The sequence below is a fragment of the Enterobacter cloacae complex sp. Mu1197 genome, assembly GCF_040059225.1.
Lineage (GTDB): Bacteria > Pseudomonadota > Gammaproteobacteria > Enterobacterales > Enterobacteriaceae > Enterobacter > Enterobacter quasiroggenkampii.
This window is the reverse complement of record NZ_CP157375.1, coordinates 2,082,449-2,094,833: the sequence shown is the minus strand read 5'-3', so window position 1 is coordinate 2,094,833 and position 12,385 is coordinate 2,082,449. Positions and strand designations below refer to the sequence as shown.

Below are 12,385 nucleotides of genomic sequence, written 5' to 3'. Positions count from 1 at the left end.
AAATGAAAAACCAAATTCGAGGGTATGAGAATGAATAAAGTATTAGCTCTGGTTGTTGCCGCTGCTATGGGTCTGTCTTCTGCTGCATTTGCTGCTGACACTACCGCAACTGCTGCACCGGCTGCCGCACCTGCTGCAACCACCACCGCTGCCCCAGCAAAAGCGGTTCATCATAAGAAACACCACAAAGCTGCAGCGAAAAAAGAAGCCGCTACACCTGCAACCGCAGCATCAACCGAGCAGAAAGCGCAGGCTGCCAAAAAGCACCACAAAAAAGCCGCTAAACCGGCTGTAGAGCAGAAAGCGCAGGCCGCTAAAAAGCACCACCACAAAAAAGCCGCTAAACCGGCTGTAGAACAGAAAGCGCAGGCTGCTAAAAAGCACCACCACAAAAAAGCCGCTAAACCGGCTGTAGAACAGAAAGCTCAGGCTGCTAAAAAGCATCACAAAAAAGCAGTAAAACACGAAGCTGCTAAACCAGCTGCACAGCCAGCTGCGTAAGAGTACAAGCTAAACCGTGCCCTTCGGGGCACGTTGGTAAACCGGCGCCGAACCGGAACAGGTTCCGCGCCGTTTTTTTTATCCGGAGGGCGTATGCTGCGACGCTATCGGTTTGAGCTGATTCTGATCCTGCTTATTTTATGCGCGCTCATCGCCAGCCACTTTTATCTTTCCTGATTGTAGCACGCTGATTTTACTCCCACTTTAGCGCTGTCCCGTCTATAGTATTTTCATAGGGTTCACTTTTAATAATCATAATTACCCCCACCAGAGTGTGATATGCGTAAATCTGTTGTGTTGTTACTGGGAACGTTTGGTCTTTTTTCTGGATTCTCACATGCGGATGATGGCGGTGATGACACCATTAGCGCGAAAGAGCTAAAGACGCTTTTTTTCGGTCATGACGATCGCACGCGCGTCGCCGATCCCACCCAGGCGCCCTGGGATGCTATAGGTCAACTGGAAACCGCCAGCGGTAACTTATGTACTGCGACGCTGATTACCCCACAGCTTGCCCTGACGGCAGGCCACTGTCTGTTAACGCCGCCAAACGGCAAGCCGGATAAAGCGGTTGCCTTGCGGTTTGTGTCGCAAAAAGGCACCTGGCGCTATGAAATTCACGGCATTGAAGGCCGGGTCGATCCGTCTCTCGGCAAACGCCTGAAACCGGATGGTGACGGCTGGATCGTGCCACCGGCGGCCGCCTCATGGGACTTTGGCCTCATCGTTTTACGCTATCCCCCTTCCGGCATTACGCCGCTGCCGTTATTTGACGGCGACAAAGACGCCCTCACCGCCGCGCTGAAAGCCGCCGACCGGAAAGTGACGCAGTCCGGCTATCCTGTCGACCATCTGGATACGCTTTACACGCACTCCGACTGTATTGTGACGGGCTGGGCGCAAACCAGCGTACTCTCGCACCAGTGCGATACGTTACCGGGTGACAGTGGCTCACCGCTGATGCTGAAAACAGATAACGGCTGGCAGTTGATCGGTGTGCAGAGCTCTGCCCCGGCGGCGAAAGATCGCTGGCGCGCAGATAACCGGGCCTTGTCCGTGACCGGTTTTCGCGACAAGCTGGAAGCGCTGGCGCAGCAGTAAATCAGCATCGTCTGACCTGATGTAATGCCCTGATTGACTCAATCGGCATCGGCTGGCTGAACCAAAAACCCTGCAGTTGATCGCAGCCAGCCAGCCGCAGCAGTTTCATTTGTCTTTCGGTCTCGACCCCTTCGGCGACCACCGCCATCCCCAGCGCGTTGGCGATCCGCACCGTGCCGCTTACCAGCGCGGCCGCCTGTTCATCGTTGTCCACCAGCCCGGCCAGCGATTTATCAATCTTGATGGTGTCGAAGTTAAAACGCCGCAAATAGCCAATGCTGGAATAGCCAGTGCCAAAGTCATCCAGCGCCACCGCGGTGCCCAGCGCTTTAAGATTGGCTATCGCCATGCGGGCACGCTCCGGGTTTTCCAGCACATAGGACTCCGTGACCTCCAGTTGCAGTCGGTTAGCAGGGAAATGAGTGGTCTCCAGCACGCTGGCCACTTTGTCTTCGAAGGCGGGATCGCGGAATTGCGCGGGAGAAATGTTAACGGAAAGCGTTAAGTCACCGTACGGCTGGAGATCCTGGCAGGCGCGCTGCAGCACAAATTGGCCCAGCTTGTAAATCAGACCGCTGGTCTCCGCAATGGCGATGAAGGTATCCGGGCCCAGCGGCCCGTCCGGGCGACGTGGCCAGCGGACCAGCGCTTCGACACTGCTCATTTTCTGGCTGCGGGCGTCAATAATCGGCTGATACCAGACCTCAAACTCATCGCGCTCCAGACCGTTACGGATCTGATTTTCAATCGCCAGCTTGCGCTCCCGGGCGCTGTTCAGCTCGGCGTCGTAGTGGGTGATACGCCCTTTCCCGCTCATTTTGGCATGGTACATGGCAATATCGGCGCGGCGAAACAGCTCGGAGCTGGTGCATTCAATCAGGGTTCCGCTGGCGATACCGATACTGGCCCCGATATGGATCGTGCGTTCCCCCAGCTGAATCGGGGTGGTGAGAAAATCCAGCACCGAAACGGCAAAGGCGGTGGCCTGTGTTTCTGCCTCATCACCGCCGATGGTCATGGCAAACTCATCCCCGCCCATACGCGCCAGCATTCCCCCTGGCGGCACGCGTTCACTCAGCGTTTTCGCAATCGCCACAATGAGATCGTCTCCCACGCTGTGGCCGTAGATGTCATTCACGTCTTTAAAACCATCCAGATCGATAAACACCACGCTTTTGACGTCGATATCCCCGCGTAGACTCACCCGATCCAGCGCTTCGATGAGCGCTCGTCGGTTCGGCAGATGGCTTAGCCAGTCCGTTCTCGCCACCAGACGCGCCTGGCTTTCTCCCCGCGCAAGCTTGTACAGCCCCACGCTGCTCACCAGAATAAAGAGTAGGATCAGGGCCGATGCCAGCACAACAATCTGCGTGATATCAGAGGATGCCGCCCGGGCGGCCTGCGCCCCCGGAAGCCGTGCCTGCCAGTTAAGATAGCCCAGCAACTCCCCTGCCGAACTGCGCAGCGGCATACTCATTTCGTTAATTTTTTCCGGCGTAAAGTGCAGGTTATCGATCTGAAAGGTCGCCCCCAGGTCGGCTAAGATTCTTGCGTTCAGATGACGGGTGATCACCAGATAGCGGCGCGTTTCGTCGGTGACCTGTAATCTTCCAACCATCGGGCGAATCAGCCCAATGCCCACAAAGGCGACGCCGCTTCGCGTTTTGCTGATCCCGGCATAGATATTTTTATCGCTTGATAAGGCGCGCGCGTGCTGAGCAATCAGGGCTTTCAGCCCCTTACCGAAAAAATCCAGATTCGTCTCCTGAAAAGGCTGACTTTGAAACGATCCCCAGATGACATTGAAATGCTCATCAAGCACGAAGGTGCCATCATAGAGGTTGTTGATTTTAAAGCCGGCGCCCCAGGTGTTATACAGCCAGTCGGTATCGAGCGTGGGACGGTAGACCTCCCGCACCGCATCGTCCCAGACGGCGTTATCCAGCACCAGCGAGGAGACGCGGTTAACCGATGTCTGAATGGCCCCCTGCACGGAGAGCGCCGTGCGGTGTTCATCAATTTCATTGGTTTTGGTGCTGATAAGATGCAGGGAAAGATAGAGGAGTGCGACGACGGAGATGATTAAGCCGATGCCCGCCATAAAGACCATGGCAAACAACGTTCTCGCGGTGGGAATATTGCGCCAGCTTAATGTGCGATACATCAGCCATCCTCTTTAAGGTTTTGCTTTTCTAAGCGTAATACAGGCAGCGAATTTCGCTGCCTGTAAAGGATGGCTTTATGAACGTCAGGCAAGTTTTATCATAATCATACCTGCAAGCAGCAAGATGAGTCCCATCCAGCCCTTGTTATTTAAACGCTGACCGAAAAGCACCCAGCCTGCAGCCAGCGTCGCGGCGATACCAAAACCGCCCCACAACGCATAGGCGACCGAAAGATCGATCCCTTTTACCGCCTGGGACAGCGCGCTGAACGCCCCCAGAACCGCGGCAATCGACATCAGGCCGTAGAATTTACGACGAAAACCATCGGAGAATTTCAGCAGAACGTTCGCCAGAATTTCCAGCACGATGGCGAACCCCAGCCAGGCCGCATGAACCCACTCAAACTGTTGCATGGTTCTGCTCCCTCTGCACTTTAGACGGCTTACGGGTACCTGATTTAATCAGCACAATACCCGCGACCAGCGTCGTTAACCCGGCGACCTTCATTGTTGTTAATGTTTCGTCAAATATCAGCACGCTGAACAGCGTAATCAACAAAATACCGATCCCTTCCCACAGGGCATACGCGACGCCCAGCGCAATTTTTTTCACCGCAAACGAGAGGAAAATATACGAAAGCGAAATCATCACCAGCATCAAAATAAAACCGGTGTTGCCATCGCTGACGCTAGCCCACTTCATCGACAGCGTGCCGGTAATTTCAGCGATAATAGCCAGGGCTAATAAAATCCAGTAAAACATGTTTTTCTCCTGCTTGAGAATATAATCCATCGTGGCCCGCTGCGTGCAGCAAACCCAAAAATACGAATTGAAATCAGTCAGCTAAGCGCTTAGCGCCAGCTCAGGCAGAAGAAATGACTATAGTGCGGTGCGCCAGTGTTGCTCACCAGAAAGCAGGCAGAAAGAGGTGGAGTATACAGCAGTATTGTTTGAAGAGTACGTCCTGAACATATTGTCCATAAAATTACAATTATCCGCGTTGTTGCTTCTCGTCTTTGCGGATGAAAATTGTCCTCGGTAGTTAAACACACCGAATTTGTACCATAAGCCAGGATTTTACTCAAAGTCTTTGCAATTCTTTACCCACTCCGTTTGATTTTGGTTAGTTTATTGCAATGCCTTTCACCTTTATTATAAATATAAAGAAAATTTCGGAGTCACCATGGCTAAACCCATCATTACCCTGAACGGGTTAAAAATTGTCATCATGCTGGGCATGCTGGTGATCATATTGACAGGCGTGCGCTTTGCCGCCGACATTATTGTGCCCTTTATTCTGGCCCTGTTTATTGCGGTGATCCTCAACCCGCTGGTGCAGCGCATGACGCGGCTACGCATCCCACGCGTGCTGGCCATCACGCTGCTTATCAGCATCATTATTGTGGCGATGGTACTGCTGGTGGCTTATCTGGGAACCTCGCTCAATGAACTGGCGCGAACGCTGCCGAAATACCGCTCTTCGCTGGCAATACCGCTGCTGCAGCTGGAACCCTGGCTGCAGCGCGCGGGTATCGAAGTCTCGGTTGAAGAACTGCTGAAATATATCGACCCCAATGCGGCGATGACGATCGTCACCAGCCTGCTGGCTCAGCTTTCTAATGCCATGACCTCCATTTTCCTGCTGTTTTTAACGGTGGTGTTTATGCTGCTGGAGGTGCCGCAGCTTCCTGCAAAGCTGCAGCAGATAATGGTCCGTCCGGTCGAAGGAATGGGGGCGATTCAACGCGCGCTGGACAGCGTCTCCCGCTATCTGGTGCTGAAAACGGCCATTAGCCTGGTGACGGGCGTGGTCGTCTGGGTGATGCTTCTGGCGCTGGACGTCCGCTTTGCGTTCGTCTGGGGGTTACTGGCGTTTGCGCTTAACTACATTCCCAACATCGGCTCCGTGCTGGCGGCGATCCCCCCTATTCTTCAGGTGCTGGTTTTCAGCGGGCTTTATGACGCGCTGCTCCTGCTGGCCGGATACCTGGTCATCAATCTGGTGTTCGGTAACATACTGGAACCCCGCATGATGGGCCGGGGTCTGGGGCTGTCCACGCTGGTGGTCTTTTTGTCCCTGATATTCTGGGGCTGGCTGCTCGGGCCCGTTGGGATGCTGCTCTCCGTTCCGCTCACCATCATTGTCAAGATTGGTCTGGAGCAGACGGCGGGCGGGCAAAGTATCGCCGTGCTGCTGAGCGATATGAGCCATCACTAGCCGTCATTCCGCCATCGACAGGAGGGGCTTGTGGGTCCTTCCACCTTCACGATAAGCGCTGAGCGCCCTTCGCCACTCCGCCAGCGGGTACACCGTAACGTCGCTGTACTCACTGTCGGGCAACCTCAGCCAAATGCGATCGAACTCCGCGCGCCACGCCTCAACGCTGAGCGCATTCAGACCGTTTCGGATATGGAACCACGCCACGCGCGGCGCAGGCCGCTGCTGTGTGAAGGTTTGCCCGGAGAGCAGCCCGTAGCAGACAAACATGCCCTGCTCGGGCATCACGCTGAGGATCGTTTCCGCAAGCGGCCCGCCGGTGGCATCGTAGACGATATCGCTACGGGCAGCGACGGTGCCGATTCTGTTTGCGTCATGCTGTGCGACAGGCGTGATGCCCATCGCCTCCAGTCGTTCAGCATGCACGGCAGAACGGTGAATGCCATACACCGCTTCCGCCCCCGCCTGACGCGCCCACTGCCCCAGCAGAATGGCGCAATCCGATCCGGCAGCCGTGAGCAAGACTCGCTTTCCACGCGGCGGGTAGCGGGTCAGCATCATCTGCGCCGCCAGCGGGTTAATATAGGCCCGCGCGGCCAGATGTGCGTCGACGGTGTCCGGAACGGGTATCGCATACTCTGCCGGGCATTCCACATAGCGCTGCCAGGTGCCCTGACCGCGCAGCGGCAGAACGCGCTTGCCCACCAGATGCTTAAACGAGGCGGGCGCCTCGGTGACAACACCGACACCTTCATACCCCGCGACCGCCGGTAACGGGGTTCTGTGGCGATAGGCACCGGTGATGGGGATAAGATCGGACGCATTGACCGGAGAAAACAGCATCCGCACGCGGAGCTGTCCCGGCGCAAGCCCGCCCGGCGGCGCGGTTTCAGGTTGCAAAACAGATTCTGGCTCGCCAAACCGGCGATACCAGAGGGCCAGATTTTCCATTACGATCTCAAGGCTGATAGCGGAACTACTCGCGCCAGCCCATTGCCGGCGCGACATGTTTGAGAATAGACTCAATCACGTGCGCATTATAATCCACACCCAGCTGGTTCGGCACGGTCAGTAAGAGCGTGTCCGCCTCGGCAATCGCCTCGTCCTTTTTCAGTTGTTCAACCAGCTTGTCCGGCTCCGCGGCATAGCTGCGCCCGAAGATGGCGCGCGTTTTCTCATCAAGATAACCCACGCTATCGCTGTCGTTGCGGCTGGCCCCGAAATACATCCGGTCACGGTCGTCCATCAGCGCAAAAATACTGCGGCTGACCGACACCCGCGGCTCACGCGTATGCCCCGCCTCTTTCCAGGCCTGACGGTACGCGCGGATCTGTTTTGCCTGCTGAATATGGAACGGCTCACCGGTTTCATCGTCCTTCAGCGTTGAGCTTTGCAGGTTCATGCCCAGTTTTGCGGCCCACACGGCCGTCGCATTGGAACCCGCCCCCCACCAGATACGCTCGCGCAGCCCTTCTGAATAAGGCTCCAGACGCAGCAGCCCCGGCGGATTCGGGAACATGGGCTGCGGGTTCGGTTTGGCAAACCCTTCCCCACGCAGCACCTCAAGCAGCACCTCGGTATGACGACGCGCCATATCCGACTCGTTTTCCCCTTCCTGCGGGACATAGCCGAAATGACGCCAGCCATCAATAACCTGCTCCGGGGAGCCACGGCTGATGCCCAACTGCAGGCGACCACCGGAAATCAGGTCCGCCGCGCCCGCATCTTCAGCCATGTACATCGGATTTTCATAGCGCATATCAATCACGCCGGTGCCGATTTCGATGGTCTTCGTTTTTGCGCCAATCGCGGCCAGCAGAGGGAACGGCGAGCTAAGCTGTCGCGCGAAGTGATGCACGCGGAAATAAGCGCCGTCTGCCCCCAACTCTTCAGCCGCCACAGCTAAATCGATGGACTGCAGCAGCGTGTCAGCCGCCGAGCGCGTGCCGGACTGCGGCGAAGGCGTCCAGTGACCAAACGATAAAAACCCGATCTTTTTCATAACCCTGTGTCCTGATAATGCATTGCGTTCTGTCCACTTTACGCATTACCCGGTAAGAATAAATGCCGTTTATTTAACGGAATGATTCAAATAAATTGATTGAAATAGTTTCATGTCCCTCAGGTAAAAACCCGTTGGTTATCCGTTTGAATTAACGTTACTACTATAGGTCGGGACCTTTCACACTGGATAAAAAATGAAAAGACGCTATGTTGTGGCGGATGTTTTTACTGACACGCCGTTTCTGGGTAATCCTGTTGCCGTCGTACTCGATGCGGAGGGCATGAGTAAAGCACAAATGCAGCAGGTCGCCGTTGAGTTTGGTTACAGCGAAACGACGTTTGTGCTGCCGCCAGACAACCCATCCAATACAGCACGCGTCCGAATTTTTACGCCCTCGCGCGAGATCCCCTTCGCCGGGCACCCGAATGTGGGTACCGCCTACGTGCTCGCTCATCACACTGCGATGAATCATCAGCACCTGCCTGATACACTGCACTTCGAGGAAATCGCTGGCCTGGTGCCCGTGCGCCTGCTGCGTGACAACGATACGGTGACGGGTGCAGAACTCCTGGTACCAGAGGCACTCTCCTGCCGCTCTGAAGTTAGCCCGGAAAACGTGGCTGCCTGCTTGTCCCTGAACGCAGAAGATATCCGTACCGAGGTACATATGCCCGTCGTCGCGTCGGTGGGTCTGCCCTTCCTGATAGCCGAGCTGGCCTCTCGCGAGGCGCTCCGTCGATGTGTGCCCAATTTACAGGGTTTTCGTGCGACGTTACCGCTGGACGGTGCAGTTTCACTCTATGCCTATACCCTGGATTCAGATTCCGATGCGCCCTGCGATGTGCAAGCACGCATGTTTACGCCCCGAATGACGGAAGATCCTGCAACAGGCAGCGCGACCGCCGCTGTTACGGCGCTACTGGCATTACACCGCGATAAAACGACGCTTGACCTGACAGTCAGTCAGGGGGTCGATATGGGACGAGCAAGCGTACTGTTCACGGGATACGATGCCTCCTCAGGAAAGGCGGTGGTTCGCGTCGGCGGAAAATGCGTCATTACGCTTGAAGGCACATTCTCACTCTAACGGAGGAAGCGTATATACATTTACAGTGCCTGATGAGATATATTGGCTCACTATTTTATGACAGGTAAAACCGGCAATGGCTTTGATCCCCAAAAACTACGCGCGGCTGGAAAGCGGCTATCGCGAAAAAGCATTAAAAATCTATCCATGGGTGTGTGGACGCTGTTCGCGCGAGTTTGTCTATTCCAATCTTCGTGAACTCACGGTTCACCATATCGATCACGACCATACCAACAACCCGGAAGATGGCAGCAACTGGGAGCTGTTGTGCCTGTTTTGCCACGATCACGAGCATTCGAAATACACCGAAGCAGATCAGTACGGCACCACCGTGGTGGCCGGGGAAGACGCGCAAAAAGACGTGGGCGTTGCCACGTTTAACCCGTTTGCCGATTTAAAGGCGATGATGGATAAGAAGAAGTAATCCTCTCGCCCCCTCGCTCACATCGTGCGGCGCGAATTTAAAATGTCCAGGTGATAGCGGCGGTTGCAGACCCCTCATTGCGCCGCATCACGATCGGACTTTCATTGGCATGGTCGCCAAGCCAGGTATAGTCCGCGCTGAGGACAGTTCCCCAGTGAGCATCGAACTGATGGCTCCAGGTCAGGCTGGTGTCGACGCCATAAAATCCACCCGGCGCTGAATAGCGGCGATAGCCGGTGCGGCGGCTCTGCTGCTCACTGACGCCATACCAGGTATTCATATAACGGCTGTCGCCAAACAGGGCCGCAGACTGAAAGGCTATCGTATCCTGGTTATTTTGTACCGGGATCAGCGTAACGGAGGCCTGATAGCTTGCCCCCTGACTGTCGGTTAACGGCAGCGTCGCTTTGCCTTCCATGCTCAGCCATGGCGCGGCCTGCCAGCCCACGGCAAGGCCGGTATTCAGGGTGGCATTAATGTCCCCCATCCCTTTCAGGTTGTTTGCACCCTCACGCCAGCCAGAATTTTTATCAGCCCTTCCGGGGTCGTAGCCCAGCGTATGTTCGAAATACCAACCGCTGTCGTTTTGCAGGTCATATCCCACCCCTTTTTGTGCATCAACAAAGAAAGCGCCTTTGCGTCCCTGCAGCACTGGAACCACCTGCCACACCTGCTTGTCTGAGCCTGAGTAACGCGGGGCATATTGCCCTCCCAGCCCGACGGTTAAGGAATCGGACGCGGTGCCATCATCCGCCTGCGCGGCGGATGCCACGACCATCAGAAGCGGGACGGACATATACAGGACTTTTTTTATCGCTATCATACTGCTCTCCTTACAGACGCTGGCGTCTCCTGAGACAGGGACAGCCATACAATGTTGGCGCAGTATGATTTGGCTGAATCAATGAATCGTCGGGATAGTGTTAAGAAATGGTCAAGGTGAACGGATGTTATCCAGAAGAGTGCTGATTATTGAAGATGACGCCGACGCGGCTGGCGTGCTCGAAGCCTATTTACGGCGTGAAAATTACGACGTGACCATCACCGGGGACGGTCTTTCCGGGCTGGATATGGCGCAGCGGTGGAAGCCCGACCTCATCCTGCTGGACGTAATGCTGCCGGGACTTAATGGCACCGAGGTGCTGGCGGGCCTGCGTCGTAAAAGCGATGTGCCGGTGATCATGGTCACGGCCATGGGAGATACTCCCGATCGCATTGGCGCCCTGCGTTACGGTGCCGATGATTACGTTGTGAAGCCATATCATCCGGGCGAAGTGGTGGCACGGGTGCAGGCGGTGCTGCGGCGCAGCAGTAAAAAAGAGACAGAGGAAAAGATCCTGCGCTGGCAAACGCTGGCGGTGGATGTTGCCGCCATTGTGGCGTGCGTGGACAACGGCGACGACGCGCCTGTGATGCTCGATCTTACGCCAACGGAATTCTCGCTTCTGGCAACGCTGCTGCGCTCGCCTGCGCACCCGTTCTCCCGCCAGTATTTACTGGAACACTGTTTGCCGGAAAGCGAGGCGCTGGAGCGCGTGGTGGACACCCATATTTATAACCTGCGTAAAAAACTCGAAGCGGTGGGTATTTCCGGCGTGCTGATCAACGTGCGCGGCGTGGGTTACAGGTTCAGACAGCCATGATAAAAAACCGACACGCCTCTCTGTGGCGCTGGATTTGCGCACGCATTTTAGCGCTGGCCATCGGCAGCGTGATCGTCATTGCCACCTGCATGTGGCTGCGCTATGCGGTCCAGAACTACTGGATCATGGGCAGGATGCCGCCAGCGATCCGGCAGGAGTTTCTTATGCTCAGCCAGAACCCGCAGGCCAACCCGGCCCGCTTCCACTCGATTGTGGACACCTGGTGGGGCCTGAGCTATTCCACGCCGTCCATCGCCTCAGCGGACTGGGTCACGGTGGCCCTGCTGGTGCTGGTGATGATCCCGTTTATTGTGGTGATGGGGCTCAAACACGCCCGCCCGCTGGCACTGCAGTTCAGCCGACTTCGCGATGCGGCAAAGGATGTCGCCGAAGGTCAGTTTGGCCGTCAGGCAGAGCTGATCAAAGATGCACCGGCAGAAATGGTCAGCTTTGCGACCGACTTTAACTCTATGACGGGACAACTCGCCCGCTATGAGAAAGAGCTCCGCGCCTCGCACGTCGCGATGGCGCATGAGCTGCGCTCGCCCCTGACGGCCGCCATCGGGCGTCTGCAGGGCATGCTAGACGGCGTGTTTGATGCCAGCCCGGCGCAGCTGGGCATGGTGATGAAACAGCTCCAGCACCTCAACCGCCTCACCGATGAACTCCACCTTCTCTCTTTGGCAGACGCGGGTAACCTTGTGCTGGAGGACCAGCCGTTCTGTCTGGATGAGCTGATTCAGGAGCGGGCTGCCTGGATCATGCCCCAGGCGGATGCGCATCATTTCAGGATAACGCTGCGTAACCCGCACACCAGCCCCTTCCGGGGCGATGCGTTCCGTATGGGGCAGGTCGTTACCATCCTCATGGAAAATGCGCTACGTTACGGACGCGCAGGCGGCCACCTTGAGGTGGCACTGCATTACGCCAGCGGGCATTACATCCTCGAATTCACCGATGACGGGCCGGGCGTGTCGCCCCAGTTCTTACCGGAAATGTTTAAACGCTTTAGCCGCGAGGAGCAGTCCCGCGCGCGGCATTCCGGCGGCAGCGGCCTTGGTTTGTCCATCGCCCGGGCGATTTGCCAGGCACATGGGGGTGAGATTAGCGCGTCATTACCGGAAACCGGCGGCCTCGCGGTGTGCATTTTGTTGCCCTGGCATCCGTCCGATAATGAAAATCTTCACTCTTGATAAAGCCTTGACAGAACATCGAATCTTTCTCGACGTAGCGCGCATTTA

Annotated in this window: 13 protein-coding genes; 7 read left to right on the top strand and 6 right to left on the bottom strand. The window is 56.2% G+C overall.

Translation table 11 applies throughout. The annotated features are described in order from the left end of the window. Positions 1–30: 30 nt before the first annotated feature. Both asr and ABFV38_RS09960 read left to right on the top strand, forming a co-directional pair. Positions 31–501 (top strand): acid resistance repetitive basic protein Asr, encoded by a 471-nt coding sequence (asr, locus tag ABFV38_RS09965; protein WP_348959294.1) that lies wholly within the window; start codon positions 31–33, stop codon positions 499–501. Between the two features lie 279 nt (positions 502–780). Beyond that, positions 781–1,602: a serine protease gene (locus ABFV38_RS09960; RefSeq protein WP_045910375.1), complete on the top strand. Its 822-nt coding sequence runs from the start codon at positions 781–783 to the stop codon at positions 1,600–1,602. Position 1,603: 1 nt separating this feature from the next. Here ABFV38_RS09960 and ABFV38_RS09955 read toward each other — a convergent pair whose 3' ends face one another. The 3 genes from ABFV38_RS09955 to mdtJ form a co-directional block, all read right to left on the bottom strand. Next, entirely contained in the window at positions 1,604–3,766 is a 2,163-nt protein-coding gene (locus ABFV38_RS09955; protein ID WP_167213008.1) for a bifunctional diguanylate cyclase/phosphodiesterase, read from the bottom strand. A gap of 84 nt (positions 3,767–3,850) precedes the next feature. Beyond that, positions 3,851–4,180, bottom strand: a complete 330-nt coding sequence (gene mdtI, locus ABFV38_RS09950; RefSeq protein WP_045910373.1) for a multidrug/spermidine efflux SMR transporter subunit MdtI — start codon at positions 4,178–4,180, stop codon at positions 3,851–3,853. Continuing rightward, a complete protein-coding gene (mdtJ, locus tag ABFV38_RS09945) occupies positions 4,167–4,529 on the bottom strand; it encodes a multidrug/spermidine efflux SMR transporter subunit MdtJ (RefSeq protein WP_348959293.1) in 363 nt (120 codons plus the stop codon). Before mdtJ ends, mdtI begins: the two co-directional genes overlap by 14 nt. A gap of 421 nt (positions 4,530–4,950) precedes the next feature. Here mdtJ and ABFV38_RS09940 point away from each other — a divergent pair, with 421 nt between their 5' ends. Then, positions 4,951–5,985 carry an AI-2E family transporter gene (locus ABFV38_RS09940; RefSeq protein WP_348959292.1) on the top strand — a complete coding sequence of 345 codons (1,035 nt, stop codon included), beginning with the start codon at positions 4,951–4,953 and terminating at the stop codon, positions 5,983–5,985. 3 nt (positions 5,986–5,988) lie between these two features. Here the strand turns inward: ABFV38_RS09940 and ABFV38_RS09935 are convergent, their stop codons facing one another. Both ABFV38_RS09935 and ABFV38_RS09930 read right to left on the bottom strand, forming a co-directional pair. Then, the gene (locus ABFV38_RS09935) at positions 5,989–6,936 is read right to left on the bottom strand and encodes a zinc-dependent alcohol dehydrogenase family protein (RefSeq protein ID WP_348959291.1); all 948 of its coding nucleotides are present in this window, start codon (positions 6,934–6,936) and stop codon (positions 5,989–5,991) included. A 25-nt stretch (positions 6,937–6,961) separates the two neighbouring features. Then, the gene (locus ABFV38_RS09930) at positions 6,962–7,987 is read right to left on the bottom strand and encodes an LLM class flavin-dependent oxidoreductase (protein WP_032651088.1); all 1,026 of its coding nucleotides are present in this window, start codon (positions 7,985–7,987) and stop codon (positions 6,962–6,964) included. 196 nt (positions 7,988–8,183) lie between these two features. Here ABFV38_RS09930 and ABFV38_RS09925 point away from each other — a divergent pair, with 196 nt between their 5' ends. Both ABFV38_RS09925 and yajD read left to right on the top strand, forming a co-directional pair. Then, positions 8,184–9,077, top strand: a complete 894-nt coding sequence (locus tag ABFV38_RS09925; protein ID WP_348959290.1) for a PhzF family phenazine biosynthesis protein — start codon at positions 8,184–8,186, stop codon at positions 9,075–9,077. A gap of 76 nt (positions 9,078–9,153) precedes the next feature. After that, on the top strand, positions 9,154–9,501 hold the full coding sequence (gene yajD / locus ABFV38_RS09920) for an HNH nuclease YajD (protein WP_003857471.1): 348 nt from the start codon (positions 9,154–9,156) through the stop codon (positions 9,499–9,501). Positions 9,502–9,538: 37 nt separating this feature from the next. Here the strand turns inward: yajD and ABFV38_RS09915 are convergent, their stop codons facing one another. Beyond that, entirely contained in the window at positions 9,539–10,324 is a 786-nt protein-coding gene (locus tag ABFV38_RS09915) for a MipA/OmpV family protein (RefSeq protein WP_196352367.1), read from the bottom strand. A gap of 124 nt (positions 10,325–10,448) precedes the next feature. On the opposite strand from ABFV38_RS09915, the gene ABFV38_RS09910 reads away from it, so the two are divergent. Continuing rightward, positions 10,449–11,144 (top strand): response regulator, encoded by a 696-nt coding sequence (locus ABFV38_RS09910; protein WP_008500520.1) that lies wholly within the window; start codon positions 10,449–10,451, stop codon positions 11,142–11,144. Next, positions 11,141–12,337 carry an ATP-binding protein gene (locus ABFV38_RS09905; RefSeq protein ID WP_348959289.1) on the top strand — a complete coding sequence of 399 codons (1,197 nt, stop codon included), beginning with the start codon at positions 11,141–11,143 and terminating at the stop codon, positions 12,335–12,337. The genes ABFV38_RS09910 and ABFV38_RS09905 overlap by 4 nt, the downstream gene beginning before the upstream one ends. Positions 12,338–12,385: the final 48 nt, after the last annotated feature.